This window comes from Streptodolium elevatio (assembly GCF_040649515.1).
In the GTDB taxonomy this organism is placed as follows: Bacteria; Actinomycetota; Actinomycetes; order Streptomycetales; family Streptomycetaceae; genus Yinghuangia; species Yinghuangia elevatio.
This window is the reverse complement of record NZ_JBEZFP010000032.1, coordinates 43,179-68,989: the sequence shown is the minus strand read 5'-3', so window position 1 is coordinate 68,989 and position 25,811 is coordinate 43,179. Positions and strand designations below refer to the sequence as shown.

24 protein-coding genes are annotated in these 25,811 nt (G+C 72.4%); 9 read left to right on the top strand and 15 right to left on the bottom strand.

Features of this window, described 5'->3' with window-relative positions; translation table 11 throughout:
* Positions 1–13: 13 nt before the first annotated feature.
* Positions 14–829, bottom strand: a complete 816-nt coding sequence (locus AB0C36_RS15205; RefSeq protein WP_358353857.1) for a CoA transferase subunit A — start codon at positions 827–829, stop codon at positions 14–16.
* A gap of 174 nt (positions 830–1,003) precedes the next feature.
* Between AB0C36_RS15205 and AB0C36_RS15200 the strand changes: the two genes are divergently transcribed.
* Positions 1,004–2,803, top strand: a complete 1,800-nt coding sequence (locus tag AB0C36_RS15200) for an IclR family transcriptional regulator domain-containing protein (RefSeq protein ID WP_358353855.1) — start codon at positions 1,004–1,006, stop codon at positions 2,801–2,803.
* A 52-nt stretch (positions 2,804–2,855) separates the two neighbouring features.
* Positions 2,856–3,860, top strand: a complete 1,005-nt coding sequence (locus AB0C36_RS15195; protein WP_358353853.1) for an alpha/beta fold hydrolase — start codon at positions 2,856–2,858, stop codon at positions 3,858–3,860.
* 27 nt (positions 3,861–3,887) lie between these two features.
* On the opposite strand, the gene AB0C36_RS15190 is transcribed toward AB0C36_RS15195, so the two are convergent.
* On the bottom strand, positions 3,888–4,241 hold the full coding sequence (locus tag AB0C36_RS15190) for a hypothetical protein (RefSeq protein ID WP_358353851.1): 354 nt from the start codon (positions 4,239–4,241) through the stop codon (positions 3,888–3,890).
* Positions 4,242–4,323: 82 nt separating this feature from the next.
* The gene (locus AB0C36_RS15185) at positions 4,324–4,899 is read right to left on the bottom strand and encodes a TetR/AcrR family transcriptional regulator (protein WP_358353848.1); all 576 of its coding nucleotides are present in this window, start codon (positions 4,897–4,899) and stop codon (positions 4,324–4,326) included.
* Between the two features lie 133 nt (positions 4,900–5,032).
* Between AB0C36_RS15185 and AB0C36_RS15180 the strand changes: the two genes are divergently transcribed.
* Positions 5,033–5,530, top strand: a complete 498-nt coding sequence (locus AB0C36_RS15180) for an FBP domain-containing protein (RefSeq protein WP_358353846.1) — start codon at positions 5,033–5,035, stop codon at positions 5,528–5,530.
* Positions 5,531–5,612: 82 nt separating this feature from the next.
* On the opposite strand, the gene AB0C36_RS15175 is transcribed toward AB0C36_RS15180, so the two are convergent.
* Positions 5,613–6,329 (bottom strand): response regulator, encoded by a 717-nt coding sequence (locus AB0C36_RS15175; RefSeq protein WP_358353845.1) that lies wholly within the window; start codon positions 6,327–6,329, stop codon positions 5,613–5,615.
* Positions 6,326–8,149: a sensor histidine kinase gene (locus tag AB0C36_RS15170; protein WP_358353843.1), complete on the bottom strand. Its 1,824-nt coding sequence runs from the start codon at positions 8,147–8,149 to the stop codon at positions 6,326–6,328. The genes AB0C36_RS15175 and AB0C36_RS15170 overlap by 4 nt, the downstream gene beginning before the upstream one ends.
* Positions 8,150–8,351: 202 nt before the next feature.
* On the opposite strand from AB0C36_RS15170, the gene dctA reads away from it, so the two are divergent.
* Positions 8,352–9,797, top strand: a complete 1,446-nt coding sequence (gene dctA, locus AB0C36_RS15165; RefSeq protein ID WP_358353841.1) for a C4-dicarboxylate transporter DctA — start codon at positions 8,352–8,354, stop codon at positions 9,795–9,797.
* Between the two features lie 126 nt (positions 9,798–9,923).
* Here the strand turns inward: dctA and AB0C36_RS15160 are convergent, their stop codons facing one another.
* Complete coding sequence (locus AB0C36_RS15160) at positions 9,924–11,045, bottom strand: baeRF3 domain-containing protein (RefSeq protein ID WP_358353838.1); 1,122 nt, start codon at positions 11,043–11,045, stop codon at positions 9,924–9,926.
* A gap of 346 nt (positions 11,046–11,391) precedes the next feature.
* Here AB0C36_RS15160 and AB0C36_RS15155 point away from each other — a divergent pair, with 346 nt between their 5' ends.
* Together AB0C36_RS15155 and AB0C36_RS15150 are read left to right on the top strand one after the other, a co-directional pair.
* Positions 11,392–13,194, top strand: coding sequence for a cholesterol oxidase substrate-binding domain-containing protein (locus AB0C36_RS15155; protein ID WP_358353837.1), 1,803 nt, complete (start codon positions 11,392–11,394; stop codon positions 13,192–13,194).
* A 179-nt stretch (positions 13,195–13,373) separates the two neighbouring features.
* Positions 13,374–13,862, top strand: a complete 489-nt coding sequence (locus AB0C36_RS15150; protein WP_358353835.1) for a MarR family winged helix-turn-helix transcriptional regulator — start codon at positions 13,374–13,376, stop codon at positions 13,860–13,862.
* Positions 13,863–13,929: 67 nt separating this feature from the next.
* Here AB0C36_RS15150 and AB0C36_RS15145 read toward each other — a convergent pair whose 3' ends face one another.
* The 4 genes from AB0C36_RS15145 to AB0C36_RS15130 all read right to left on the bottom strand — a co-directional run bounded on the left by AB0C36_RS15145 (position 13,930) and on the right by AB0C36_RS15130 (position 18,260).
* Positions 13,930–14,079, bottom strand: a complete 150-nt coding sequence (locus AB0C36_RS15145; RefSeq protein WP_358353832.1) for a hypothetical protein — start codon at positions 14,077–14,079, stop codon at positions 13,930–13,932.
* Positions 14,080–14,104: 25 nt separating this feature from the next.
* Positions 14,105–15,250, bottom strand: a complete 1,146-nt coding sequence (locus AB0C36_RS15140; RefSeq protein ID WP_358353829.1) for an amidohydrolase family protein — start codon at positions 15,248–15,250, stop codon at positions 14,105–14,107.
* 83 nt (positions 15,251–15,333) lie between these two features.
* Positions 15,334–17,016 carry an N-acyl-D-amino-acid deacylase family protein gene (locus AB0C36_RS15135; protein ID WP_358353827.1) on the bottom strand — a complete coding sequence of 561 codons (1,683 nt, stop codon included), beginning with the start codon at positions 17,014–17,016 and terminating at the stop codon, positions 15,334–15,336.
* 239 nt (positions 17,017–17,255) lie between these two features.
* The gene (locus AB0C36_RS15130; protein WP_358353825.1) at positions 17,256–18,260 is read right to left on the bottom strand and encodes a YdcF family protein; all 1,005 of its coding nucleotides are present in this window, start codon (positions 18,258–18,260) and stop codon (positions 17,256–17,258) included.
* 234 nt (positions 18,261–18,494) lie between these two features.
* Between AB0C36_RS15130 and AB0C36_RS15125 the strand changes: the two genes are divergently transcribed.
* Positions 18,495–19,406 carry a tyrosine-protein phosphatase gene (locus AB0C36_RS15125; RefSeq protein ID WP_358353823.1) on the top strand — a complete coding sequence of 304 codons (912 nt, stop codon included), beginning with the start codon at positions 18,495–18,497 and terminating at the stop codon, positions 19,404–19,406.
* A gap of 163 nt (positions 19,407–19,569) precedes the next feature.
* On the opposite strand, the gene AB0C36_RS15120 is transcribed toward AB0C36_RS15125, so the two are convergent.
* Entirely contained in the window at positions 19,570–20,115 is a 546-nt protein-coding gene (locus AB0C36_RS15120) for a DUF5709 domain-containing protein (protein ID WP_358353820.1), read from the bottom strand.
* A gap of 95 nt (positions 20,116–20,210) precedes the next feature.
* On the bottom strand, positions 20,211–20,684 hold the full coding sequence (locus AB0C36_RS15115; protein ID WP_358353817.1) for a MarR family winged helix-turn-helix transcriptional regulator: 474 nt from the start codon (positions 20,682–20,684) through the stop codon (positions 20,211–20,213).
* Positions 20,685–20,846: 162 nt separating this feature from the next.
* Here AB0C36_RS15115 and AB0C36_RS15110 point away from each other — a divergent pair, with 162 nt between their 5' ends.
* Positions 20,847–22,175 (top strand): MFS transporter, encoded by a 1,329-nt coding sequence (locus tag AB0C36_RS15110; protein WP_358353814.1) that lies wholly within the window; start codon positions 20,847–20,849, stop codon positions 22,173–22,175.
* On the opposite strand, the gene AB0C36_RS15105 is transcribed toward AB0C36_RS15110, so the two are convergent.
* Positions 22,119–23,288 carry an alkaline phosphatase PhoX gene (locus AB0C36_RS15105; RefSeq protein WP_358353812.1) on the bottom strand — a complete coding sequence of 390 codons (1,170 nt, stop codon included), beginning with the start codon at positions 23,286–23,288 and terminating at the stop codon, positions 22,119–22,121. The two genes, AB0C36_RS15110 and AB0C36_RS15105, sit on opposite strands and share 57 nt — an antisense overlap.
* A gap of 277 nt (positions 23,289–23,565) precedes the next feature.
* On the opposite strand from AB0C36_RS15105, the gene AB0C36_RS15100 reads away from it, so the two are divergent.
* Positions 23,566–24,384, top strand: a complete 819-nt coding sequence (locus AB0C36_RS15100) for a hypothetical protein (RefSeq protein ID WP_358353810.1) — start codon at positions 23,566–23,568, stop codon at positions 24,382–24,384.
* Positions 24,385–24,387: 3 nt separating this feature from the next.
* On the opposite strand, the gene AB0C36_RS15095 is transcribed toward AB0C36_RS15100, so the two are convergent.
* Both AB0C36_RS15095 and AB0C36_RS15090 read right to left on the bottom strand, forming a co-directional pair.
* Positions 24,388–24,888 (bottom strand): hypothetical protein, encoded by a 501-nt coding sequence (locus tag AB0C36_RS15095; protein WP_358353808.1) that lies wholly within the window; start codon positions 24,886–24,888, stop codon positions 24,388–24,390.
* 49 nt (positions 24,889–24,937) lie between these two features.
* The gene (locus AB0C36_RS15090) at positions 24,938–25,708 is read right to left on the bottom strand and encodes an SDR family NAD(P)-dependent oxidoreductase (protein ID WP_358353805.1); all 771 of its coding nucleotides are present in this window, start codon (positions 25,706–25,708) and stop codon (positions 24,938–24,940) included.
* Positions 25,709–25,811 lie beyond the last annotated feature (103 nt).

Below are 25,811 nucleotides of genomic sequence, written 5' to 3'. Positions count from 1 at the left end.
GCAGTCGTGTCGGTCATCCGGCCGACTCCTCTCGCACGTGTGTGTCGAGCCATGCGGTGAAGGCCGCGCGGTCCCGCGAGACCGCGTCCCAGTCCTGGTAGAAGCCGTTGTCGCGGACCGAGTAGCCGGCGGCGTACGATGGGTGGCTGCCGCCCGGCACCGGCACGACGGCGTCGACGACCCAGGTCGGCAGGACCACCGCGCCAGGCGTGGGGGTGAGTTCGTCGACGATCTCCTCGACCGTGACCAGCACGCGTTCGGCGGCGAGCGCGGCCTCCTTCTGCACCCCGAGCAGGCCCCAGAACTGCACGTTGCCTTGGCGGTCGGCGCGCTGCGCGTGGATCACCGTGACGTCGGGCCGCAGGGCCGCGACGGCGGCCAGTTCCTCACCCGTGAAGGGGCACACGACGGTCGAGACGGTGTCGGTGCGGGTCGGCAGGTCGCTGCCGCGGTAGCCGCGCAGGATCGCGAAGGGGAGGCGGGACGCGCCCGCGACGTACCGGTTCGCCATGCCGGCGTGGCTGTGCTCGTCGAGATCGAGCGGGCGCGGCCACGCGTTCTCCACCGCGTCGCGGAAGCGGTGCAGCGAGCCGACGCCGGGGTTGCCGCCCCACGAGAACACCAGCTTGCGGGCGCAGCCGGCGCCGATGAGCTGGTCGTAGACGACGTCGGGGGTCATCCGGACCAGGGTCAGGTCGGTGATGCCCTGCCGGATGATCTCGTGCCCGGCGGCGAACGGGATCAGGTGCGTGAATCCCTCGAGCGCGACGGTGTCGCCGTCGTGCACGAGGTCCGCGACGGCGTCGCGGAGCGTACGTATCTCAGCCATGGCAGTCGAGGAGCCCTCACGGTGCCGAGCGGCGCGGCGCGAGCGCCGCCTTGATTGTGTTCGCCTGGTGAACTATTGTTCACCATAGTGCGATGGCCCGAGTCTGCGGGGTGCCCCGAAGGGCTGTCAACCGTCGCGTCCCGTCATGCGCGCCACAAAATCCCCGGAGACCCCATGCAGGCCGACACCACCGACGAGCCGCCGACCGAGGCGGTCGGGCCGCTCACCCGAGGGCTCGCGGTGCTGCGCGCGGTGGCGGCGGCCGACGGCCGGGCGAGCCTCGGCGACCTCGTGCGGGCGACCGGCCTCGCGCGCTCCACCGTCGACCGGGTGGCGGCCACCGTCGCGCGGATCGGGTACGCCCGGCTCGACGGCCGCGACGTCGTGCTGACACCCCGGCTGATGGAACTGGGCAACGCCTACCTCTCCGCCACCGGCCTGCCCGCCCGGCTGGGCGGCCTTGCCGACGAACTGGCGGACGCGCTCGACGAATCGGTGTCGCTGGCGGTGCCGGACGCCGACGGCGTGCGCTTCGTGCACCAGGCGATCCGCCGCCGCACGATGGCGCTGGCGTTCCGCATCGGAGACCTCGTCCCGGCCGAACGGGCGGCGCCCGGCCCGTTGTTCGCGGCCGAATGGGACGACGCGGCGTGGCGCGCGTGGCGCCGACGGCGCGAGCGCGACCCCGACGACGCGGGATTCCCGGCCGTACCGCCGCCGCGCGGCACCGCGCCCGTCGAGACGTTCGCGGACCGCGCCACGGCCGCCGGGGACGCGGGATGGGCGCAGGACGACCAGTTCATCGAGGCCGGGCTCGTCGCGGTCGCCGTCCCGGTGCGGGATGCCGCCGGGCGCACCGTGTGCGCGCTGAGCGTGGTGAGTCACACCAGCAGGCACGACGTGGCGTCGTTGCGCGAGGCGACACTCGACGCGCTTTTGGTGACCGCCGAGGCGATGCGGGCCCGGCTCGCCGCGCCGGTGCGGGCCACTGAACCGGCCGGGCCCATCGCGCCCGCCGGGGCCGCCGACCCTGTCGCGCCCGCCGCCAACAGCGCAGACCCCGGCGACGCCGGGCCCGCCACGTCCACCGCGACCGGCGGTTCCGGTGATCCGGCGCCGGCGGTCGCGGCCGTGCTGCGGGCGTCGAAGCGTGAACTCGGCCCCGAGTTCGTCGAGTCGTTCGCCCGGGGGCTCGCGGTGATCCCGGCGTTCGACCCCGAGGTGAGCGCACGGGCCCGGGACGCCGCCGCGGGCCGTCCGGTGGCCCTGCCCCTGACCGCGGTCGCCGAGGCCACCGGCCTACCCCGGGCGACGGCCCGCCGGGCCCTGATCACCCTGGAACACCTCGGCTACGCGAGCCACGACAACGGCCTGTTCCGGCTCACCCCCCGCGTTCTCGACCTGGGCTTCGCGCATCTGTCCGGCCTGACCCTGCCCGGCATCACCGAACCGCACCTCGTCGAACTCGTCGGCAAGGTCCACGAGTCCGCATCTATGGCGGTGCTCACCGACGACGACGTGCAGTACATCGCTCGCGTCCCGACGGTCCGCATCATGAGTGTCGCGATCAGCGTCGGCACGCGGTTCCCGGCGTACGCGACCTCCCTGGGCCGGGTATTGCTGGCCGACCTGCCGGAACACGAACGCATCGCGCGCCTGGCCCGCGTCGAGCCGGTCGCGCTGACGCGCCACACAGTGACCTCCCGCACCCGGCTCGCGGCCATCCTCGTCGACACGGCAGAGCGCGGATTTGCGCTCGTGGACGAGGAGTTGGAGGAGGGGCTGCGCTCGATCGCGGTCCCCGTGCGGGACGCCTCCGGCCGGGCGGTGGCCGCCGTCAACGTCTCGATGCACGCCAGCCGCCGCTCCCCCGCCGAGGCCGAGGCGGCCCTGCTGCCTCCGCTCCGCGCCGCCGCGGCCGCCATCGAGGCGGACCTTGTCGCCGCCACGCGCTTCGCCGTCCTCGTGCGCTGACGCGTGGCGTGTGAATCCGACCGTGACGGGCAGCCTCGCAGCCGAGCCTTGATTGATCACCACGACCACCGCGACCACCGAAGCCACCGAAGCCACCGAAGCCACCGAAGCCACCGAAGACCGTGACGGCGGCAATCCGGCCGCGGCCGACCTGGAGGAGGTGCCCGTGACCACCCGCCCTGTCCCCGTCGCGCACCGGACCACGGACGTGGACGGCATCCCGGTCTTCTACCGGGAGGCCGGTCCCGCCGACGCACCCGTGCTTCTGCTGCCGCACGGATATCCCTGCTCGTCCTTCCAGTTCCGCGGCCTGATGCCCGAACTGGGCGACCGGTGGCGGCTGGTCGCACCGGACTACCCGGGGTTCGGGCGCAGCGGGACGCCGCCGCGCGGACAATTCGCGTACACGTTCGACGCGTACGCCGAGTTCCTGGTGCGCTTCACCGAGGTGCTCGGCCTGACCCGGTATGCGATCTGGCTGCACGACTACGGCTCGCAGTTCGGCCTGCGGCTCGCCATGCACGCGCCCGAGCGCGTGGCGGCGCTCATCGTCCAGAACGGCGACATCTACCCCGCCGAGCACGGACCGAAGTACGCGCCGCTCAAGGAGTATTGGACCAACCCGACCCCCGAGGGCCGGGAGCGGATCGCGGACGCGGTCGACGAGGAGGGCTTCCGCGGCGAGTTCATCGGCGAGATTCCCGACCATCTGGTGGCGCGCGTCAGCCCCGACCTGTGGACGCTCGCCTGGGCGCAGGTCGCCGGAACTCCCGGCCGCCGCGAGAATCTGGTGAACCTTCTCGCCGACCAGGGCACCACGATGGACTGGTTCGGGCGGCAGCAGGCATACCTGCGGGAGCACCGGCCGCCCACGTTGATCGTGTGGGGGCCGCGGGACGGCTACATGCCCGAGGCCGCCGGTCGCGCGTACCTGCGGGACCTGCCGGACGCCGAGTTCCACGTCCTGCCCGATGCCGGCCACTGGGCCATGGAGACGCATCTCGCGGAAATCGTGGATCTCACCCGGGATTTCCTCGGGCGCGTGCATCCGAAGTAGCCGCGGTACGCCGCGCCCGGCCGCACGTCAGGCGAGACGGCAGGGCACGTCCAGGTCCTCGCTCAGGTAGTAGATGGCGCAGACGCGGTGGTAACCGTCGGCGATCAGCAGCGGTTGGCCCCGGACCAGCAGTACCGGCGAGAGCATGCGGCCCGCGCTCACCTTGTCGATGTTGTGCGCGACATGCAGGTTGTCCTCGGCCAGCAGCGGGAGGCGGGAGGCGCGCAGTACGTCCTTCGCCTTCTTGACGACGGTCTTGCCGTGCTGGAGCCGGTGCACGATGTTCGCCACCGCGTCGGGCGTGAACAGCAGGTCGAGGAAGTCCTCGGCGGCCGGGAAGTCGTGTTTCTCGGGGTCGGGCTTCCATACCGGAGCGGCCATACGCCCGCCTCCTCGATCACGGCGGCACTGATGTCCCGAACGTACCCATAAGTCTGATTCGGCGTGGCGCCGACACCCCGCGTCACGGGCTCGGCCGCGGCCAGTTCTCCAGCGCGGCGTGCAGCGCGTCGACAGCGGCGGCCCAGGAGGCGCCGGTGGGCCGGGAGTGCTGGAATCCGCCGGCGGACTCCAGCGTGACGAAGCCGTGGAACGTGCCGCGCAGCAGGCGCGCGGCGTCGGTCAGGTCGGGCTCGGCGAGGCCGTAGGCGCGCAGCACCGCGTAGACCAGCTCGCCGCAACGCGTGTCGGCGTCCAGCCCGGCGATGTCCTCCGCGGTGAGCGGCATCTGTGCCGCCGCATACCGCCCGGGATGGGCGAGAGCGTATTCGCGGTACGCGTCGGCGAAGGCGGCGAGCGCGTCGCGTCCGGCCCGGCCGGCGACGGCGGGTTCGAGACGGTCGGCCAGCTCCGCATTGGCCCGCAGGGCCACCCGTACCCGCAGGTCACGCAGGTTCCGGATGTGCGAGTACAGGCTCGCGTCCTTCACCCCGAAGCGCCGCGCGAGCGCGGACACCGTGACCCCGTCGACGCCCACTTCGTCGGCGAGCTCCGCCGCGGCACCGACCACCCGCTCCGCCGTCAGCCCGGCACGCACCACGCCGCTCCTCCTCCTCCGACCGATACCGCGACTCGCACCCGCCGCACACCCATAGCTCACCCGCCGCTCACCCGAAAACCTACATCAATTATTTATTTGCCTAGGAGTCCTAGGCAAGGTTAGCGTGCGGGACATGAAAGCACTCACCGAGCGCGAGATCCGCGCATCCTTCGTCAACTGCTCCAAGGGCGAGGCGCAGCGCTTGGCGGTGCCCCGCGATCTCGGCGAACGCCCTTGGGAGGAACTGGACTTCCTCGGCTGGCGGGATCCGGGCGCGCCGGATCGCAGCTATCTGGCGGCCGAACACGCGGGCCGCGTCGTCGGTATCGCCATGCGCTTCCCCTCCCAGCAGCGCGGGTTCCTGCACCGCAGCATGTGCAGTATTTGCCTGACGACGCACCCGGGCAGCGGGGTGTCGCTCATGACCGCCCCGCGTGCCGGAAAAGCGGGGCGAGAGGGCAACTCGGTCGGCATCTACCTGTGCACCGACCTCGCCTGCTCGCTCTACGTGCGGGGCATCAGAAAGCCCGAACCGGGCGGCCGGTTCCACGAGTCGCTGACCGTGGACGAGCAGGTCACGCGCACGCGCGAGAAGTTGACGGGGTTCCTGGACAAGGTCCTGGCCGCCTGATGCCGGACCGCGGACCCGCCCGCCCCCGCCGCGCCAGGTCATCCGGTCGCAGCCGCCGGTCACCGGACCCGGGCGGGACGGCTCAGGGGCCCGGCACTCCCAGCGCCTCGTCGTCCGCGCCGCGCCAGCGGTAGATGTACTCGGGGCGGCCCGCTCCGCCGTAGCGCGGTTCCCGGTGGACCAGTCGGCGAGCGGTCAGATGGTCGAGGTAGCGGCGGGCTGTGGGCCGGGACACGCCGACGCCGTCCGCGATGTCGGCAGCCGAGGTCTCGGCACCGCCGCGCAGGTGCGCGACCACGGCCTCGAACGTCGCGGGGGCGAGGCCCTTGGGCAGCGGCGACGCCTGCGGGGCCCGGTGCAGCGCGGCGAGCGCCAGGTCGACGGCCTCCTGCCCGGTCGCCGGGTCGCCGTCCGTCGCGGTGGTGATGCGGCGGCGGTATTCCGCGTACGCCGACAGCCGTTCGCTGAACGCGGCGAACGAGAACGGCTTGAGCAGGTACTGCACGACGCCGAGGGACACCGCGGAGCGGACCAGGTCCAGGTCGCGCGCCGAGGTCACCACGATCACGTCGGCACGATGCCCGCGTGCCCGCATGTTGCGGCAGAGCTCCAGGCCGTGCACGTCGGGGAGATAGAGGTCGAGCAGGACGAGGTCGACCTCGCGGGTGGCCAGCAACCGCAGGGCCTCGGTTCCGAGTTGCGCGGCGCCGGCCACCGTGAAGCCGGGTACCCGCCCGGTGAACGTGGTGTGCGCCTCGGCCAGGACGGGGTCGTCCTCCACCACCAGGGTGCGGATCACCGTTCCTCCTCCCGTGCTTCGCCGGGTCTTCCGGGCATTGCGATTTCCGCGGGCCTGCGCGGTTCGGCGGGCGTGCCAAGTTCTGCGGACGTGTCGGGCTCGGCGGACCTACCGGGTACGGGAGGCGTGCCGGGTACGGCGGACGTGACCGGCGGCAGCCGTACCGTGAACTCCGCCCCGCCCAGTTCCGCGTCGCCGACGGCGATCGTGCCGCCGTGGCGTTCGACGATGCTGCGGACCAGCGCCAGACCCAGCCCGCGCCCCTGCGGACCGGGCGCCGGTTTGGTGGTCCAGCCCCGCTCGAACGCGCGTGCCGCGGACGCCTCGTCGAGCCCCGGCCCGCTGTCCGCGATCCGCAGGACGACTCCGCCCGCGGCGGTCGGTTCCACGGTCACCGCGACGCACCGCGCACGCTCCGCCCCGCCCTGTGCGCCCTGCCTGCCGTGCGGCGCCCCGACGGAGGCTGCCGCGTCGATCGCGTTGTCCACCAGGTTGCCCACCACTGTCACCAAGTCTCCCGCGCTCATGGCGGGTTCGAGCTCGGCGGTGGCGTTCGCGGCCACCGTCAGCCGTACGCCGCGCTCCGCCGCCTGCGCGTGCTTGCCGAACAGCAGGGCGGCCAGCGCCGGTTCGCTCACCTCGGCGGTCAGCCGGTCGGCCAGTTCCTGGGACGCTGCGAGTTCCCCGGTGGCGAAGCGCACCGCCTCGTCGGGGCGTCCCATCTCGATGAGCGCGACGACGGTGTGCAGGCGGTTGCCCGACTCGTGCGCAGCTGCGCGCAGCGCTTCCGCGAAGCCGCGCACCTCGTCCAACTCTCCGACAAGCGCTCGAAGTTCGGTGTGGTCACGGAACGTCGCGACGGTGCCGAGCACGCGGCCGTCACGCGCGGTGCGGCTGACGTTCACCGCCAGGACGCGGTCCCCGGCGAGGTGGATCTCGTCCGTGACCGTACGCCCGGCGGCCAGGGTCTCGGCGAGCGTGGCGTCCAGACCCAGGTCGCCCACGTGCCGGCCCTCCGCGGCGTCGCCCAGCCCGAGCAGCCGGTGGGCCTCGTCGTTGGCCAGGGCAAGCCGGCCGCCCCCGTCGAGGACGACAAGCCCTTCGCGCACCGCGTGCAGGACGGCGTCATGGTGCTCGTAGACCCGGCGCAGTTCGACCGGGCCGAGGCCGAGCGTCTGGCGGCGCAGCCGACGGTGCACCGCGGTGGCCGCGGCGGCCGAGAGCGCGAGCGCACCGGTCGCGACGGCGACGACCAGCGGGATGGTGTCCCCGACGATCTCGTCGATGCGGCGCTCGGTCACCCCCACCGAGACAAGCGCGACCGGCGTGTCGGCGGGGCCCGCGTCCGGCCCGGACGGCACCGGGACGACCGCACGGACCGACGGCCCGAGCGAACCGGTGTAGGTCTCGGTGAGCGCGCGGCCGAGCACCGCGTCGTCGATGTGCCCGAGGAACGTCTGCCCGATGAGTGCGGGGTTGGGGTGCGTGAAGCGGATGCCGTCGAGCGTCATGAAGACCACGAAGTCGACGTGGCTCTCCCGGCGGACCGCCTCGGCGACCGGCTGGAGCCGCGCCGTCGGCTCGCCCGACGCAACCGCCTCGGCGACGCCCGGCGAGCGGGCCAGCGTACGCGCCACCTCCAGCGCCCGATCCCGCGCCGAGTCCCGCGCGGCGTCCTCCGCGGCCCCGACCGCGATCAGCGCCCCGGCGGTGATCAGCAGCACCGCGAGCGTCAGCTGCCACAGCAGCACCTGCGCGGCGATGCTGGGGCGCCTCGGCGCATGGCGCGGGAGGCCCGGCGCGGTGCCGTCAGTGCGCACGGGACCCGCAGCCCGGGAAAGTCGTTTCGGCCATGGCCGAAGTATTGCCCGACACCGGGGAAGCCCCGCAAGCCCGCCGGAACAGACATTTCACTCGTGCGCGTAATGCGCGTAACGGCGAGCGGTCGGTGTGAGCTGCGCCACTCTACGGGTCAACCGCCGTTCCCCCGGCGTTTCCCTCGACCGACCAAGGAGGCTCGCCGTGGCCCAGGCCATCGCGACGACCGACCCCGGCACGCCGGGCACGCCCGGTGCCGCCGTACCGCCGCCCGCGCGTCGGCGCTGGTACTCCCAGCTGTACGTATGGGTGCTCGCCGGCATCCTCGCCGGCATCGTGGTGGGCGCCGCGTGGCCGTCCGCCGGCGAGGACCTGAAACCGCTCGGCGACACCTTCGTCAACGCCATCAAGATGATCATCACGCCGATCATCTTCGTGACCGTCGTGACCGGCATCGCCGGCGTCGACAACCTGCGCAGCGCGGGCCGGATCGGCTGGAAGTCGCTGGTCTACTTCGAGATCCTCACGACGATCGCGCTGGTCCTCGGCCTGGTCGTGATGAACGTGCTGCGCCCGGGCGACGGCGTGCACGCGGACGTCGGCGCCATCCACGTGACGGGAACCGCGCAGGAGTACATCGACAAGGGCGAGTCGCAGGGCTGGTGGCACTTCCTCACCGACCTGGTCCCGAGCAGCATCGTCGGCGCATTCGCGGAGGGCGACGTCCTCCAGGTCCTGTTCTTCGCGGTCCTTTTCGGCATCGCGATCAAGCTCGTGGGCCGCCCGGCGCTGGGCGTCGCGGCCGGCATCGAGAAGACCGGGCAGGTGCTGTTCTCGGTGCTGCGCATCGTGATGTACGCGGCCCCCGTCGGTGCCTTCGGCGCGATGGCGTTCACCGTCGGCAAGTACGGCCTGGACACCCTGACCAGCCTCGGCAAGCTCATCGCCGTCTTCTACGGCACGAGCCTGTTCTTCGTGCTGGTCGTGCTGGGCGTCGTCATGGCGATCATCCGGCTGAACATCTTCCAACTGCTGCGCTACATGAAGGACGAGTTGCTGATCGTCCTCGGCACGTCGTCCAGCGAGACGGTGCTGCCGCGTGTGGTGACCAAGATGGAGAACCTCGGGGTGCCGCGCCAGGTCGCCGGGCTGACGGTGCCGACCGGGTACTCCTTCAACCTGGACGGCACCTGCATCTACCTCACCCTCGCCGCGCTGTATGTCGCCCAGGCCACCGACACCGCGCTGTCGTTCGGCCAGCAACTGGGCCTGCTCGGCGTGCTGCTCCTCACCTCGAAGGGCGCGGCGGGCGTCACCGGATCAGGCTTCATCGTGCTGGCGGCGACGCTGTCGACGGTCGGCCACGTGCCGGTCGCGGGGATCATGCTGGTCTTCGGCATCGACAAGTTCATGAGCGAGTGCCGCGCGCTGACCAACGTCTGCGGCAACAGCGTCGCGAGCCTGGTGGTGGCGTCGTGGGAGGGCGTCCTCGACCGCGACCGGGCCCGCAAGGTGCTGGCCGGCGAGAAGGTCCCGCCACTGGCCGACCCGGAGTTCCCGACCGCCCCGGCCTCGGGGGCGCCGGACGCCGCCGCGGCGCCCGACGACCACGAGCCCGCCCCGAAGGTCCCGGCGGCGGCGACCGCCTGACGCGTCCGACGCGAAGGCACCCTCACTCGACGCCTACGGGCCGACGAGCGGACACCCTCGGAGGGTGTCCGCTCGTTCCGGCCGCTTCTTCGACGAACTCGACGGACAGGTCTAGGTCGTGTCTTCCTAGAACCGCAGTGCGGCGGCGAGGCCGCCGGCTTCGGCGAGTGTTCCGTCCGGGACGAAGTCGACGACGCCGTCCGCGTCGAGCACTGCCTCGACCAGCGAGTCGACGATGTCGTCCTCGACGCCGTCGACGCTCGGGGTGCCGCCGTCCAGGACGCTCAGCGCGGCCCGCTCGGCGCCCTCCACCGCCTCCGGGCGCGCGGTGATGCGCAGGCCGTCCTCGACGACGAGGTGCGCCACACGTCCTTCGTGGGCGGGCAGCCAGGCGTCCTGGACGCCTGCCGCGTACCGCCGTCCGCTGCGCGCCGCGTCCAGTGCCGCCAGCGCCGCCGTGCTCCGAGCCTCGGCCAACTCCTCGCGCACCGGCGCGAGTTCGACAGCGAGCTCGGCCGGGGTGACGGTACGCAGGCCGCCCTTGTCCAGCTCAGCCGCGATGTGGTCCGTGTGCCGGGTGACCGAGCGGAACAGGGACGTCTGCGGCCGCAATCCGACCAGGACGACCGGCTGCGCGCGCCCGTCCAGCGCGGCGGCGAGCTTGTCGTCGGCCTCGGTGAACATGCTGCGCATGTCCTGCGACACCCCCAGGCCGCCGCCTTCGCGGGTGACCGGTCCGTCGCGCTCCTCGCCCGGGTTGGCGACCGGGAAGCCGTCGCCTTCGACGGGCTCGACCTGGGTGCCGCGCCCGTGCCACAGCCGCACGTCGTCCTCGCTGAGCACCAGCACCCAGTAGGGACGCGACCGCGCCTCCGCGGCGACCAGGTTGCGGGTCAGGTACGTCGTGCCGAACACCACCCGCTCGGAGACCTCCGTGCCCACCCGGTACATGCGGTGCTCGTCCTCCGACGCGTACAGCACGAGCCCGTCGAGGAACCGCTCCGGGTCCGACTCCTCGCCCGCGAGCCGCAGATGCTCGGCGACCGCGAGGCGCCTCTCGCGCGGCACGTCGGGGTCGTCCGCGAGCCGTCGGCCCGCCTCCTCCAGGAGGTTGCGCAGCCGGATGTGGTCCTGCTGGTTCTCCGGCCGGCGGCGGTGCGTGGGCAGCGTGACCGACACCGCGGGGTACGGACGCGGCCTGCGCAGCTCGGCCAGCAGTTCGGCGGTGGGGCGGACGGCCTGCGGCATCGTTCCTCCATGCGGGTGAACGCAGTCGGGCATACGGGCGGGCGGCAGTGCCGGAGCACGGTGCCGCCCATTGAAGGAACGTCTCACGGTTCGGCGCGGGCTGCCCTGATCTGCTGCGCCGATCGGGTTGCGGAACCCTTGCCTCCGGTTGGCCGGTTCCCGTCCAAACTCCCGGAACCTTGCCAAATATGCATCAGTCGGTTGATTGAAAAATGATCCGCCCGGCGGCACTCTTGCTGCCCGGTTGACACGTGTCGGTCGGGTGCTCCGCCATGTGTGCGGTCACGTGTCGCCGTGTTTCTGCCGTACGTACCACCCCCGGTACCGCGTACGAAGACGGAGTCAGATGACCCACACAGCAGACCCCAGCGAGGCAACCGCAACCTCCGAGGCGACCGCCGCTTCCGAGGCGACCGACGCCTCCGACCCCGGGCGCCGTGCGGTCCTGGGCGGCCTGGCCGCCGCGGCCGCGCTGACCGCGGCGCAGTGGACGCCCCTGTCCCGCATACCCGTCGGCGGCGCGGAGGCCACCGTGCCGCCGCCGCCCGGTCCGCCGCCCGGCATCGCCATCTACCAGCAGTCGTACCGCAATTGGTCCGGTGAACTGCGCGTGGACGACCTGTGGACGTGTGCGCCCGCGACGCCCGCCGACGTCGTCATCCTCGCGAACTGGGCCAAGGCGCACGGCTGGACGCTCCGCGCCAAGGGCCACAGCCACAACTGGTCCCCCATCCTGGTCACCGCCGACGCCGGAAGCGCCGACACGCTGCTCGTCGACACCACCCAGAACCTCACCTCGATCGCCGTGCAGACCGGCGCCACGCCCAGCGTCACCGCGCAGGCAGGCGTGTCGATGGACGTCCTGCTGGCCACGCTGGAGGCATCCGGCTACGGCCTGACCGCGGTGCCGGCACCCGGCGACATCACCCTCGGCGGCGTCCTGGCCATCGACGCGCACGGGACCGCCGTGCCGGCCGCGGGCGAGACCAGACCGTACGGCCACACGTACGGCTCGATCAGCAACCTGGTGTTGTCCCTGACCGCCGTCGTCTGGGACGCGCCCACCGCGCAGTACAAGCTCAGGACGTTCCAGCGCACCGACCCCGCCATCGCCCCGCTGCTGGCGAGCCTGGGCCGCGGCTTCGTGGTCGAGGCCACGCTGCGCGTCGGGCAGAACCAGCGGCTGCGCTGCCAGAGCTGGATGACCGTGAGTGCCGACGACATCTTCGCTCCGCCGGCGACCGCCGGCGCCAACTCCTTTGCGTCGTACGTGAACCAGAGCGGCCGCGTGGAGGTCATCTGGTTCCCCTTCACCGACAACCCCTGGGTCAAGCTGTGGACGGTGGCCCCGACCAAGCCGCCGCTGTCGCGCCAGGTCACCGCGCCCTACAACTACCCGTTCAGCGACTTCCTGCCCACCGAGGCCGCCGACCTGCTCGGCCAGATCATCGCCGGGAACTCCGGCCTCACGCCCGCGTTCTGCAACCTCCAGGGGGCGACGTCGAGCGCGGGCCTGCTCGCGACGCTGTCGTGGGACCTGTGGGGCTGGTCGAAGAACACGATGCTCTACATCCGGCCGACGACCTTCCGAGTCACCGCGAACGGGTACGCGATCCTCACCAAACGCGCCGACATCCAGCGCGTGGTCAGCGAGTTCCACGCCTACTACAAGGGAGCGCTGGCGTCCTACCAGGCACAGGGCAGGTTCCCGATGAACGGGCCGCTGGAGGTCCGGGTGACCGGCCTGGACGATCCCGGGCACACGGGGGTCGCGGGGGCGGTGCACCCGACGCTGTCGGCGCTGCGTACGCGGCCCGACCACCCCGAGTGGGACGTGGCGGTGTGGCTCGACATCCTCACCACCCCGGGGACCCCGTACAGCGGTCAGTTCTACCGTGAGACCGAGCAGTGGGTACTCGCGAACTACTCGGGCAGTTACGCGCAGGTACGCGTGGAGTGGTCGAAGGGCTGGGGCTACAGCGGTACGGCCGCCTGGTCGGACCCGACCACGGTCGGGACGACGGTGCCGGACTCGTTCCGCAGCGGTCTCCCGGCCGGGAACAACTGGGACACCGGCGTTGCCGCGCTCGACGCGTACGACCCGCACAGGGTGTTCACCAACCCGTTCCTCGACACCCTGCTCACCTGAGCCGTTGCGGCCGTCCCGGGCGGGCCGACACCGGTCCCACGGGACGGCCGCACGGAGCGCCGTACCCGGCCGCCGCCCGGCCGCCCGTCCTTCCCACCCGGGATTGCGAGGTGCAAGAATTGCGCCCTGCATACGTCACGCCGCGGTCGCGGCGCCGCGCCGGGTGAGGGACGGAACCGATGAGCTCTGGCACCACCGCCGAACCCCTCGATCCGGGCGCCGGGTTGGTCGAGGCGGTGCTGCGCCTGCGCCGCAGTTCGCCCAGCCGCCTGCTGCAACAGGACCTCTACCAGGTAGGCGACACCCAGCTCACGCCTGTGCAGGTGGACGCGCTCGAATGCCTTGCGGGACGTCCGGTGTGGCGCATGCACGAACTCGCGGCCCGGCTCGGCATCGACCCGTCGACCGCGACGCGCACCGTCGACCCGCTGGTACGCCTCGGCCTCGCCGAGCGCGAACCGGACCCGGCCAACCGCCGCTATGTGTCGGTCCGGGCGAGCCGCCGCGGCAAGACCGTATCGGGCCGCATCACCCGGGCCCGGCTCGCCCTGATGCGCGACGTGCTGGCGCCGATGCCGGCCGAGGACCGTGCGGAGCTGACCCGGCTGCTGACGCAATACGTCGACCTGATCGAGGAGTACGCCCGCGGCGTGCCGTCCACCCCATAGGTGCATGCCGCGATCCGCGACCCGGCCGCCTTTCGGCGCGCCGGTCCGCGGATCGCGGCCGCATTGTTCAGCAGCAAGGCGGGTCGAGCACCCACGCCACGACGAAGACGAGGCAGAGCGCGGCGATCGACGGCAGCCGGCGGCGCCACAACTCGGCCCGCGACTGCGCCGCGGCGGCCTTCCCGGCCTCGGTCCTGTCCTCGGTACCGGTCGTCATCCGGCGAGCGTAGCCGCTGCCGCCGTCAGCGGGTGGCAGGCGGCGTGAAACCGTACAGCGCCGCGACGTTGCCCGAGGCGATGCGTGCCGCCTCGTCCGCGGGCAGGTCCGCCAGGACGCCGCCCAGGATCTCCCGGCTGCGCGGGAACGTGGACTCCGTGTGCGGGTAGTCCGACCCGAACATCAGCGTGCCGACGCCGATGACGTCGCGCACCCGCACCCCGAGGGCGTCCTCCTGGAAGGACGCGAAGCAGTTGTTGTGCCAGTAGTGCGACGGCAGCACGTCGGGGTCGGCGAAGCGGTGCCAATCGCCGCGTGCGGGGCGGTCGGTGTACGTGTAGTCCATCTGGGTCAGGAAGAACGGGATCCAGCTCAGCTCGTGCTCGACCGTGCCGACGCGCAGGCCCGGGTGCCGCTCGAACACGCCGGACAGGATGAGGTCGCCGAGCGCGGCGCGTACCTGCTGGTCCTTGTTGACGAAGACGGACGGCGGGACCTCCTTGATGTCGAGGAAGAACTCGCCCGTGCGCGGGTCCGCGCGGTCGGTGCCCACGTGCAGCGAGATCGGCACGCCCAGTTCCTCGGCGGCCTGCCAGAGCGGCTCGTACGCGGGGCTGCGGTACGGGTTCCACACGGGAGTCCGCACCGGTATCAGCGCGCCGCTGAGCCCGCGCGCGTGGGCGCGGCGCAGTTCGGCCGCCGCCTCGGCCGGGTCGTCGGTGTTGAGCATCGCGACGCCCTTGAGCCGTGCCGGGTCGTGCGCGCAGAAGTCGGCGAGCCAGTCGTTGTAGATGCGGACCGAGCGCGACAGGACGCCGCTCTCCGGGACCGCGTACGACACCAGGCCCTGGGACGGGTAGATGACCGAGCCCCAGATGCCGTCGGACTCGTTCTCGGCGAGGTAGCGGGCCGGGTCGTACGCGGAGTCGCGCACGTCTTCGAAGGTGGCGGACGTGCGCAGCCGGTCGGGGTCGTGGGCGAAGCGCTCGCCGGTCTGGATGCCGAGGAACGACATCGTGCGCCGGCCCGCGACGTACCACCAGTCCCCGTCGTCCTCGCGGACCACGCGCGGGAGTTCGTCGTCGGGGGCGACGCGCTGCCACAGGTCGGGCGGTTCGATGATGTGCGAGTCGGAGGAGATTATCCACTGCTCTGGCGACAGGCCGGTCATATCGGACTCCGGTCTTGGGGGGGCGGGACCGGGACCCGCAAATGCGTCGGCGGCAAGCCGACTCGCGGATCCCGGTGCGGTGGTCAGAGAAGGCGGCCGGGCAGGCGGGCCAGGTCGCCGCCGACATCGACGCCGTCACGGCGGGTCACGCTGCCGTTGACGACGACGTGTTCGAGGCCGGGCGGCGCGTCGACGACGAGGCGCTCCCCGCCCGAGGGCAGGTCGGTGACCCGGCGCGGGGTGGGTGCGCGCAGGTCGTCCCAGCGCAAGGCGAGCAGGTCGGCGGCCGCGCCGACGCGCACCCGGCCGCGGTCGGCGAGGCCGAGCAGGTCGGCGGGTTCACCGGTCAGGCGGTGCACGCCCTGCTCGGGTGCCATGAGTTCGCGGTCGCGGACCCAGTTGGCGAGGAAGTCGACGGGCATGTGCGCGTCGCAGATCTGCCCGGCGTGCGCGCCCGCGTCGGACAGGCCGAGGACGCAGCCTTCCGCGGCCAGCAGGGTGCGCAGCGCGTCCTCGTCGTCGTTGGCGAACGTGACGGCGAAGCGGGTGCGCAGGTCGTCGGCGAGGCTGAGGTCGAGCAGGACGTCCAGCGGCGTGCGGGCGGCGTCCTCGGGGCGTCCGGATTGCCGTGCCTCGGCGGCGAGTTCGGCGATGCCGCGGCCGATGAGGCCGGTGTGGCGGGCGGTTTCCACGACGGTGATGTCGGCCCAGCGCGGGTTGACCCACCGGCGGCTGTCGAGTTCGCGGTACGCCCGGTCCCGCCACGCCGCGTCGCGGTAGCGCTCGGCCCGCTGCGCCGGGGCGAGCGGGGCGAGTTCGGCCCACGCGGGGACCGAGTAGAACGAGGACGGGTCGGCCGCGGATATGCGCTGCTCGATGGGGCGGCACGTGACCTGCGGGTGTACGTCTGCACCCGCCTCGCGCCCGGCGCGGTGCACCGCGAGCTTGTCCGCCCAGTGCGCCCGCGGGCTGCCCTCGGGGTAGGTGAGCAGCGCGGACCACGTGATCGGGCGTCCCAGCGCGGGTTGGAAGTCGTAGAGCCAGGCGAAGTCCTCGCCGGGCGCGACGTGGCAGATGCCGCGCCCGACCTCGGCGGTGACCCGCATGAGCGCCTCGACCTCGGCCTGCGTGGCGTTCATCGAGGGCACGGGCCGCCCTCGGTCGCCGATGTGGAAGCCGCTGCGGTCGGTCGAGAACCCGAGCGCGCCGGCCCGCAGCGCGTCCGCGACCAGGGCGCGCATGCGGTCGATCTCGTCGGCGGTGGCGGCGCGGTCGTGCGCGTCCTCGCCCAGGACGGTCATGCGGACCGCGTTGTGGCCCACGTAGCCGCCGAAGTTGATGCCGACGGCCCGCCCGACCCGGGCGAGGTAGTCGGGATAGGTGGTGAACGACCAGTCGACGCCCGCATCGAGGACGGCGGTCGGCATGTCCTCGACGTGTTCGAGGATCCGGACCAGCGATCCGCGCATGGCCGGCGGGCACGGCGCGAGCGACAGGCCGCAGTTGCCGGCGACGACCGAGGTGACGCCCTGGCCGCTGGACGGGGTGAGCCAGGGGTCCCACAGGACCTGCGGGTCGTAGTGCGTGTGCAGGTCGAGGAAGCCCGGGCAGACCACCGCGCCCGAGGCGTCGAGTTCGACGGCGCCGCGCACGGTGGGGGCGATCTCCGCGATCCGGCCGTCGCGTACGCCGACGTCGGCACGGAACGGCGGTGCGCCGGTGCCGTCGAGCACCGTCCCGCCGCGTAGGGCGAGGTCGTACGACATGGGCAACTCCTCGCGTTTCGACGCTACTTGCCGGGCCCGGCCGCAACCGTGGCGGTCGGGCCCGTGCGCGGAGTCAAGCATCTGCTCTTGCAAAGTACAAGTGTTGCGACGCGCAATCCAGATGGTTCGGCGCGGCGGGCCGGGACGGCGACGGTGCGATGTCGGTGCGATGCCCAGGCGGCGTCGGGGTGGCGTCGGGGTGGCGTCAGGGCAGCGGCCCGGGCCGCCTCAGGGGTTCCTCAGGCCTGCGACCAGGCGGCGACGACCGCGAGCGCGAGGGCGGCGCAGATGCCGAGGTTGACGTACGCGTGCGCGAGGAATACCGCGGCGAACTCGCGGATGGTCGCGCTCGGCCAGAAGTAGCGCGCGGTCGGCGACCCGATCACCTGGGCGCCCAGCCCGGCCTTGCGCGCCTCCATGGCGGCCCGGAAGGCGTGGTAGTTGTTCGTGACGACGAGGCAGCGGAAGCCCGGCTTCGCCTCGGCCATGATCTCCCTGCTGAAGCGCATGTTCTCGGTGGTGGTGGCGGAGCGCGTCTCGCGCACCACGCGGTCGGCGGGCACGCCGCGCGCCAGGAGGTAGTCGGCCATCGCCACGGCCTCGGGGACGACTTCGTCCGTGCCCCGGCCGCCCGAGACGAGCAGGATCGGCTTGCCGCCGCGTGCGGACTGGGCCTCGTACACCGCGAGGCCCCGGTCGAGTCGGCCGGCGAGCAGGGGCGGCACCTGGTCGCCGTCCACGAGGCCGGACCCGAGGACGACGATGTAGTCGACGTCGCCGCGGACGGGCATGCGGCCGTAGAGGTACGCGTACCCGATGAAGCACGCGAACAGGAACGAGACGTAGCCGACCACGAGGAGCGCGCTGGTCGCCACGATCTCCAGCGGGCGGTCGTCCACCGCCACGGCCGCGCCCAGCAGGGCGACGAACGCCAGGATGCCGAGCCCGGCGAGCAGCGAGAGCAGGTTCGCGATGCCGCGGCCCTCCTTGCGGACCATCGTGACCCCGTTGGCGACCAGCAGCCCGGCGAGCACCAGGATGCCGAGCGCGGGGCCCACCAGGATCGCCGCGACCACGATCTCGAAGACCTCGACGGGCGCCTTGGCCAGGTCGTCCACCACGCCGATCGCCAGCGTCGCCAGCGCGAGGCCCAGGAAGACGGCGTTGCGGAAGCGGCGGCGGTCCCGCAGCACGCCGGCGGCGAAGAGGACGAAGAACACCAAGGCCGCGATGTAGGGGATCACGCGCCAATGTTAGGGAAATCCCCTGGCCCTCCCGGCCACCGGCGATCGATGCCGCGCGGCGCGGTACCCGTGCATTTTCGGCATGCCCTCGGCGGCGCATGCCCCTTCCGCTTTCCATACGCATCCGTATGGTGAATCTCGTCCGGGGAGCGGAAGCACGACTTCCGGGTGTGGTGCAGCATGCCCGCGTTCGCCGGCGGACCAGGAGACCACCCTCGCAAGGAGTGGACGCACATGCGAATACGCGGATCCAGAACGGCAATCGCACTCGGTGTCGGCGCGGCCCTGCTGGGCGGCGGGATCGCCGCGGGGCCCGCCGCGTCGGCGGCGCAGTCGGCCGCCGCGCACGCCCCGCCCACCGCCCAGCGGCTCGTCCCCGTGGAGGGCACCGCGAACTTCCGCGACCTGGGCGGCTACCGGACGTACGACGGGGAGAAGACGCGCTCCGGCGTGCTGTACCGGTCCGAGGCACTCAACAAGGTGACGCCCAACGGCGTGGCGCAGATGGCCGCGCTCAAGCTGAAGGGCATCGTCGACTTCCGCACCGCGGCGGAGATCGCGGCGAACGGGCCCGACAAGTATCCGGCCGGCGTACCGAACACCAACCTGGCCGTCTCCGACGGCGGCCTGATGACCACGCTCTACGCCGTCATCACGTCAGGCGACCCGGTCAAGCAGGAGCAGATCCTCGGCAACGGCAGGGCCGCGCAGCTGATGGTCGACATGTACCGCACGTTCGTCGACGACCCGGCCATCCGCGCGCAGTTCGCCGCGACGGCCAAGGGCGTGGCCAACGGCACCGTGTCGCTGTACCACTGCTCGGCGGGCAAGGACCGGGCCGGCTGGATGACCGCGATCCTGCTGACGGCCGTCGGCGTGCCGACCGGCACGGTCAACCAGGACTACCTGCTCAGCAACCAGTACCTCAAGCCGGGCAACGACGCACTCAAGCAGCAGCTGCTCGCGAGCGGCAGGATGCAGAACCCGTCGCTGCTCGACCCGCTGCTGGGTGTCGACCAGCGCTACCTGGACGCCGCACGGGCCGCGATCGACGCCCGGTACGGCTCGTTCGGCAAGTACCTGACCGACGGGCTGGGCCTCGACATCCTCACGCTCGTCAAGTTGCGGCAGCGCCTGGTGACCTGAGGCCGGGGGCCGGGGGTGCCCGGCGGCGTTCGCACCGCCGACGATCGCACCACCGGCCGCCCGGGGTTCGCACCGGGTTCGCACCGATCGGGAACAAACGAGGCCGCCCGGCGGCCGGGCTCCTCCACAGCCCCGGCGGCCGGGCGGCTGCTTTGCCGGTACGTCAGCGGCCGTCGGGGTCCGCGCGGTCGTCCGTGTCCCGGTCCGCATCCGCGCCCGGATCCGGCCCGAAGCCCGGATCCGCGTCCGGATCCGCGTCGGCGTCCGCGTCGAATTCCAGGCCCAGTTGCCCGTCGATGACGGGCTCGCGTTCGTGCAGGATGTGCACCGCGGCCTCCTCGGCGGACGCGGCACCGGAGTCGACGCCGACGTCGTCCGCGAACATCCCCTCGTCTTCGTCGACGAGGCGGCCGGACCGCGGCTCGGGCCCCTCGGCCCAGCGGTCGTCGATGTCGTCGATGTCCTCCGGCTCCAGCTCGGGTTCCTCCTCGTCCAGCAACTGGTCGAGGGATTCGCCGCGTTCGGCCTCCTCCGCGGTGGTGCCGAAGCGCTCGGCCGCCGACCAGCGGTCGGGGGGCTCGACCCCGACGTCCAGCGGGTCGGCACTCAGGTCGTCGGTGACCAGCGACTCGGAGGCGTCGAGGGTGGGGTCCTCATACGGCTCGTCGTCAGGGCCGCGCCGGCCGGGCGGCTTGCCACTGCTGCTCATCGAAATCGGGTTCCCTCCGTGTGCCGGAATCCCGATGATCACGTGCGGCGGCGCCGCGAGCCGGTGGTTGCGCCGAACGTGGGTGCGTCGCCGGATCAGGCCCGCGGGGCCGTGGCGGCGTGCTGCATGGCGCGCACGACCTCGACCAGCGGCCGCAGCTCGGGCGACTTCTCGGCGTGGGCCAAGGCCTCCTCGAGTGCCCGGTCGTTGGTCTCGCGCGCCCGGTCGAACAGCGCCCGGCCCGCGTCGGTGACGTTGGTGTAGATGCCGCGCCGGTCCGTCGGGCAGAGGTACCGCACCAGCAGGCCGCGCTCCTCCAGGCGCGTGACCAGCCGCGTCGTCGCGCTCTGGCTCAGGGCCACGGTGTCCGCGAGGCGCGTCATGCTCAGGTGGCCGCCATCCCCGTCGTGCTGCTCGCTCAGCACGACCAGCGCCGAATACTCCCGGACGCTCAACCCGTGCGCGCTCTGCAGCGCCTTCTCCAGGTGGGCGTCGATCCGGTCGTGGAGCAGCGAGAGGGCGCACCAGCCCTGGGCGAGGACGCGCCCGTCGATCTCCGGTCCACGCATACCGCACTCCCCTTCACAGCCGGCATCGCGCCGACTCTTGTCCGCCATGATACCCCACTCGCGCGATTAACCCGCTCTTGCATATATCCCGCGCATGCAAGTAACGTCGTCTGCAAGTAACCGCTACGCCGTGCCGTCCCCGGCCCCGACGAAAGCCCTCTCATGCCTCTTGCACTCCTGGCGCTGGCCATCGGCGCCTTCGGCATCGGAACGACCGAGTTCATCCCGATGGGCCTGCTGCCCGAGGTCGCCGACACCTACTCCGTCTCCATCCCGACCGCGGGCCACGTGCTCTCGGTGTACGCCCTCGGCGTCGTCGTGGGCGGCCCGCTGCTGGCGGTGCTCGGCATCCGGGTGCCGCGCAAGCGCATGCTGCTCTCGCTGATGGGCGTGTTCATCGCCGGCAACCTGCTCTCCGCCGTCGCGCCGGGCTTCGGCGTCATGCTCGCCGGCCGCGTGGTCGCCGCGTTCGCGCACGGGGCCTTCTTCGGCATCGGCGCCGTCGTCGCGGCTGACCTGGTGGCGCCGCGCAAGCGGGCCGCCGCAATCGCCACCATGTTCACCGGCCTGACCGCGGCCAACGTGGTCGGCGTACCGGCCGGCACCTGGCTCGGCCAGGCGTTCGGCTGGCGTACCACGTTCGCCGTCGTCGCGGGTCTCGGCGTGCTCGCGCTCGCGGGTATCGCCGCCCTGGTGCCCGCACATGCGGGCGCGGGCGTCGGCGGAGAGGCCGCCCGCGACACCCGTCTGCGCCCGGAGTTCGAGGCGCTGAGGAACGTCCAGGTGTGGCTGGCCATGGCGATGACCGTGCTCGGTTTCGGCGGGGTGTTCGCCGCCATCAGCTACATCGCGCCGATGATGACCGACGTCGCCGGCTATTCCGAAGGCTCCGTGACGTGGCTCCTGGTGCTGTTCGGCGTCGGCCTGTTCGCGGGGAACCTGGTCGGCGGACGCTTCGCGGACCGCGCCCTGATGCCGAGCCTGTACATCTCGCTGACCGGACTGGCCGCCTCTCTCGCCCTGTTCACCGCGACCGCGCACCACAAGGCCGCCGCGGCGGTGACCCTGATGCTGATCGGGGCCTTCGGCTTCGCGACCGTGCCGCCTTTGCAGAAGCGCGTCATGGACCAGGCCGCGGGCGCGCCGACGCTGGCCTCGTCGGGCAACATCGCGGCGTTCAACCTCGGCAACGCCCTGGCGACCTGGCTCGGCGGCGTGGTGATCGCCGGCGGCCTCGGCTACACCTCGCCGAACTGGGTCGGCGCCCTGATGGCACTGTCCGCGCTGGCGCTCGCCGTCCTGTCCGCCCGGTTGGAGCGGCGTTCCGGCCGCCGCACGGCGGAGCGGGCCGGACGCACCGTGGCGTCCGGGACGGGCGCGGGGCCTGTCGCGTCCGGGACGGGCGCAGGGCCCGCCCCGGACCCGGCCGATGTCTCAGGCGGCGTCCCGGAAGGGGCCCGTCACCTCGAAAGTCACGCCGGCCAGCGGTGAGTTCGAGGTGCCGCGCTGCGACGAGAAGTACAGCCGCCGGCCGTCCGGGCTGAACGCCGGTCCGGTGATCTCGGAGCCGTCGTGCCCGGTGACCTGGAGGAACGGCGCGACCGTCGCGTCCGCGGTGATGAGGCAGATCTGCATGTCGCCGCCGTCCTCGGCGACGAACAGGTCGCCGTTGGGGCGGCCGGTGATGTTGTCGACACCGGTGAGCGGGGCGGTCCCGGCGGGCACCAGGCCGTCGTCGTACGCGATGTCGAGCACGCCGGCCGCCGCGTCGTACACCCACACGCGGTTGTCGCCCTTGGTGGTGAACCACAGCCGCCCGTCGCGGTAGTGGGCGCCCTCGCCGCCGTCGAAGTGCCGCGCCTCCGCGACCTGGTTGCGGGTGCCGGCGAGCCAGTCGCCGGGGCGGGGCACGGGCCGCCAGGTGACCGGTCCGGTCACCGGCTCGGCGGGCGCGCACAGCACGTCCAGGCGGCCGCTCGACAGGTTGCCCCAGGTGTCCGGGGTGAACCGGTAGAGGCAGCCGTCGCCTTCGTCCTCGGTGAGGTAGATGACGCGGCGGTCGGGGTCGGCCGCGGCGGCCTCGTGCTTGAAGCGGCCCATGGCGGGGCGCGCACCGGCACCGTTGCGGCCGTACGGGTCGGTCTCCCACACCTGGCCGAACGGCACCTCCTCGCAGGAGAGCCACGTGCCCCACGGCGTGGCGCCGCCCGCGCAGTTCACGTTCGTACCGCCGAGGATCGAGTACGCCCCGCGGATGCGCCCGTCCCCCGCGAAACGCAGCGCGGACACCCCGCCCACCAAAGGGAGTTCGGAGTTGGACACGTAGATCCAGCCGTCGCCGTCCGGGAAGCACGCGCCGCCGTCGGGCGCGCCGTGCCACAGGTGCAGCGTACGGGTCACGAACCGGCCGCTGCGGGCGACGACGCGGGAGGTGAAGCCGGCCGGGAGCCGTACGCCGTTCGCGTCCGGGCCGAGCAGCGCCCCGTAGGGCCCGGCACCCGGCTGCGCGGGCGCGGCGCCCGCGACCGAGGTCCACAGCGATCCGCCGAGAGCGACGGTGCCCGCTCCGACGGCGGTGCCTCGCAGGAACGTACGCCGGTCCATGTTGTGCCCCCTTTGTCGCGGACGGTCTGGCCGTCGCCCAGAGTCTCTCGGTCCGCTGCCCGACGCTAGGTCGTGTCTTCAAATTCTCGCCGGGCCCGCGAATTTGACGACACTCCCTAGTCCTGTGCGGTCGGTTTCGAGCGACCGCCGGTGAACTCCGGACGACCATCCGGCTTACAGAGGTGCCCATTCGGGCGTCGCGGTCGCGAAGGGGTGCTCGGCGCACGGCGGGTGGGATCGGTTTCCGTCCGGCCGCCGAGTCCGTACCATGCGGACGATGACGGGGGAATCGCAGTCCACGACCAATGGAAGCCTCGTATTGGCGCTGGCCGCAGTGCTGTTCGCGGTCGCGTTCCTGCCCTTCCTCCTCGAGGACGACTCGGGGGGAGGCGGGACGGCGTTCACCGGCGGGGTCGCCACGGCCGGGCCGGGCGACACGCCGCGGCTCCCGGACGCCTCGGCCACGCGCCGTGCCGCTCCCCCCGCGGATGCCTCGGACCCGGACACCGAGGATCCGGACGCCGAGGACCCGTACACGGCGGCCCCCGACCCGACGTACCCGCGGCCGGTGGCCCCACCGGCGCCTGTACGCGATCCCCGCCAGGAGGCCTTCGAGGCTGCCGCGCGGGTCGGGACGTGCCTCAACGCGTACCTGCTCGGCGACAGCGCCGGGACCTGGAACAGCGAGGTGCCGCGGCAGGTGCCGTGCGGCGCATGGGAGGCGTACGCGCGGGTCGCCGGGGTCAACGGCACCTGCCCGACCGCCGACGCCGGGTACGCGCGCTGGGGCTACGGCAACGTCTCCCTGTGCCTGGAACGGCAGTTCAAGCAAGGGCAGTGCTTCCTGGTCAGCCGCGAAGGCGGCACGTCGAGCGATCCGCAGTACTCCGGCAACCTGTTCACCTGGGCCGACTGCGGCGCCCAGCGCATTCCGGTCGAGTACGACTCGATCCTCGTGATCACGAACGTGTACCGGGCGCCGAGCACGCTCACCGACTCGATGTGCCGGCGCGCGGCGAACGACCGGACGCGCTACTGGTATTGGCTGGCCCGCAACAACTCGACGCTCATCTGCGCGACGTATCCGGCCCGTTGACGGCTACTCGCGGGTGACCGTGAACATCGCGCCGAACGAGAAGAGCAGCGCGAACTGCACCGGCGGGCCCGCGGAGAGCAGATACGAACCCGCCAGCGCGGCGATCGCGCAATAGGCGGCCGTGACAACGGAGATGGCCGTCTGGAGGTCGGTCGGCCCGTGGTTGTTGCGCCGTACGACGACTGCGAAGAAGACCGCGGCCCACAGCGCCGCCCGCTCCTGGCCGAACGAGACGTCCTCCTGGATGTCCCAGAACGTGCGGTGGAACGAGCCGTCCCGCGCCGCCGCGACGGCGGATTCGAGGGCGGACTCGACGGTGTCCGGCACCGGGCGGCCCGCACGCACGTCGTCCATGTAGAACCGCAGGTACTCGGACACCAGCAGCGTCGCCAGCCCCAGGGCGTGCAGGACCTTTGCGCCGGTGTCCCACGGCCCCAGGCGCGGTTTCCGCGCCTCGTCCGTACTTGCAGGTGCCCCGCCGTCCGCGCCCCCGTCTGCAGCCACGCAGACGATCGTACCGACGGCGGGGCCCCGCACCAGGGTTGACGACGTGTCAGCCGGCAGTCAGGCCGGTGTCGTTGTTGAGAATGGCGCCGTGCACGTTGCGCGCCTCGTCGGAGGCGACGTACGCGAACATCGAGGCGATGTCCTCCGGCTGCGCCATCGGGCGCGGCGTGGTCGAGCGGCCGACCATGTCCCAGTCGACGTCGGCGGGCATCTGGTAGTTGGCGACGAGGTTCGTCTCGATGCCGCCCGGCGCGATCGCGTTCACGCGCAGCGGCGTCTTGATGAACTCCCAGGCCAGCGAACGCGTCAGCTGCACGACGGCGCCCTTGGACATCGTGTAGACGACGCTGTACGCGAGGCCCATGACGCCCGCGTTAGACGCGATGTTGACAATGTTGCCGGAGCGCTCCAGAAGGTGCGGGATCGCGGCCTGGCACATGAAGAAGTAGCCGTCGGTGTTGACGCCCATCATGCGGCGGTAGTCCGCCTCGGTCACCTCGAGCACGTGCTCGGCGCGCGCGATGCCCGCGACGTTGCCGAGCACGTCCAGGCCGCCGAACTCGGCGACGCAGTCCGCCACCGCGGCGAAGCACTCGTCGCGGCTCGCGACGTCGGTGACGCGCGTCGCGACCTTGCCGGCCAGGTCGCCGGCCAGCTTGGCGGTCTCGGCCAGCGCGTCGGTGTTGATGTCCAGGGCGTAGACGTTCGCGCCCTCGGCCGCAAGGCGCAGCGTGGTCGCGCGGCCGACGCCCGATCCGGCTCCGGTGACGAGTGCGGTCTTGCCGTCGAACCGGCCGGGCACGTGGACTATCGACATGCGTTCACTCCAACGGATCAAGGCGAACCCGGGCACGGCTCGAACGGCTGTGCCCCTGTGCTGACGGATCGTGCCACAGCCCGGCGCGACTCTCCAGACACGT

What these genes read in the sequence shown, in the direction of transcription:
- AB0C36_RS15205 (WP_358353857.1), bottom strand. Translation starts at nt 829, where the DNA reads ATGGCTGAGATACGTACGCTCCGCGACGCCGTCGCGGACCTCGTGCAC.
- AB0C36_RS15200 (WP_358353855.1), top strand. Translation starts at nt 1,004, where the DNA reads ATGCAGGCCGACACCACCGACGAGCCGCCGACCGAGGCGGTCGGGCCG.
- AB0C36_RS15190 (WP_358353851.1), bottom strand. Translation starts at nt 4,241, where the DNA reads ATGGCCGCTCCGGTATGGAAGCCCGACCCCGAGAAACACGACTTCCCG.
- AB0C36_RS15180 (WP_358353846.1), top strand. Translation starts at nt 5,033, where the DNA reads ATGAAAGCACTCACCGAGCGCGAGATCCGCGCATCCTTCGTCAACTGC.
- AB0C36_RS15160 (WP_358353838.1), bottom strand. Translation starts at nt 11,045, where the DNA reads ATGCCGCAGGCCGTCCGCCCCACCGCCGAACTGCTGGCCGAGCTGCGC.
- AB0C36_RS15155 (WP_358353837.1), top strand. Translation starts at nt 11,392, where the DNA reads ATGACCCACACAGCAGACCCCAGCGAGGCAACCGCAACCTCCGAGGCG.
- AB0C36_RS15150 (WP_358353835.1), top strand. Translation starts at nt 13,374, where the DNA reads ATGAGCTCTGGCACCACCGCCGAACCCCTCGATCCGGGCGCCGGGTTG.
- AB0C36_RS15145 (WP_358353832.1), bottom strand. Translation starts at nt 14,079, where the DNA reads ATGACGACCGGTACCGAGGACAGGACCGAGGCCGGGAAGGCCGCCGCG.
- AB0C36_RS15140 (WP_358353829.1), bottom strand. Translation starts at nt 15,250, where the DNA reads ATGACCGGCCTGTCGCCAGAGCAGTGGATAATCTCCTCCGACTCGCAC.
- AB0C36_RS15135 (WP_358353827.1), bottom strand. Translation starts at nt 17,016, where the DNA reads ATGTCGTACGACCTCGCCCTACGCGGCGGGACGGTGCTCGACGGCACC.
- AB0C36_RS15125 (WP_358353823.1), top strand. Translation starts at nt 18,495, where the DNA reads ATGCGAATACGCGGATCCAGAACGGCAATCGCACTCGGTGTCGGCGCG.
- AB0C36_RS15120 (WP_358353820.1), bottom strand. Translation starts at nt 20,115, where the DNA reads ATGAGCAGCAGTGGCAAGCCGCCCGGCCGGCGCGGCCCTGACGACGAG.
- AB0C36_RS15115 (WP_358353817.1), bottom strand. Translation starts at nt 20,684, where the DNA reads ATGCGTGGACCGGAGATCGACGGGCGCGTCCTCGCCCAGGGCTGGTGC.
- AB0C36_RS15110 (WP_358353814.1), top strand. Translation starts at nt 20,847, where the DNA reads ATGCCTCTTGCACTCCTGGCGCTGGCCATCGGCGCCTTCGGCATCGGA.
- AB0C36_RS15105 (WP_358353812.1), bottom strand. Translation starts at nt 23,288, where the DNA reads ATGGACCGGCGTACGTTCCTGCGAGGCACCGCCGTCGGAGCGGGCACC.
- AB0C36_RS15100 (WP_358353810.1), top strand. Translation starts at nt 23,566, where the DNA reads ATGACGGGGGAATCGCAGTCCACGACCAATGGAAGCCTCGTATTGGCG.
- AB0C36_RS15090 (WP_358353805.1), bottom strand. Translation starts at nt 25,708, where the DNA reads ATGTCGATAGTCCACGTGCCCGGCCGGTTCGACGGCAAGACCGCACTC.